Origin of the sequence: Nocardia miyunensis NBRC 108239 (assembly GCF_001613065.1) — a bacterium.
Taxonomy (GTDB): domain Bacteria; phylum Actinomycetota; class Actinomycetes; order Mycobacteriales; family Mycobacteriaceae; genus Nocardia; species Nocardia miyunensis.
In genome coordinates this window covers 1-522 of sequence record NZ_BDBQ01000208.1, presented here as the reverse complement: position 1 = coordinate 522, position 522 = coordinate 1, and the positions used below count along the sequence as shown (strand labels likewise).

Genomic DNA, 522 nt, shown 5'->3' with positions numbered 1-522 from the left:
CACGACCGTGCGCATCGAGACGCCGGGTGAAGCACTGGGCACACACCGAGCAGGCGCGATACCGCCCCCTTCGGCAACGACCATTCCGCACGCGGCAACCTTCGCAAAGCCACGGCAACTGAGTGCACTGGACCTGTACCTGCTGGACAGCGAATCGGTCTCGACGCCACCGCATATCGGCGCGCTCATGCTCCTCGACTCCGCCGATTCACCGCGCGGCCCGATGGATATCATGTCGCTACGCCGACTGTTCGCCGCTCGACTGCACCTGGTGGCACCCCTACGGTGCCGAGTGCGCACCGTCCCACTCGGTCTCGACCAGCCGCACTGGGAAGACTGCGCGACCGTCGATCTTGGCTACCACGTCCGCGAAGTGCTACTGCGCGACGGCGCGACCGATCAGGACCTTGCCGACTACGTCGCGCGCCGTCACGCTCAACCGCTCGAGCGATCTCGCCCACTGTGGGAATGCCACCTCATCTCGGGACTCGCCGATGGACGCCAAGCCGTCTACACGAAGGT

Annotated in this window: 1 protein-coding gene; it reads left to right on the top strand. The window is 65.9% G+C overall.

Annotated elements, in window-relative coordinates:
* Positions 1-522, top strand: a 522-nt coding sequence (locus NM2_RS47025) for a wax ester/triacylglycerol synthase domain-containing protein (protein ID WP_218026149.1), incomplete at both ends; no start/stop codon positions are given.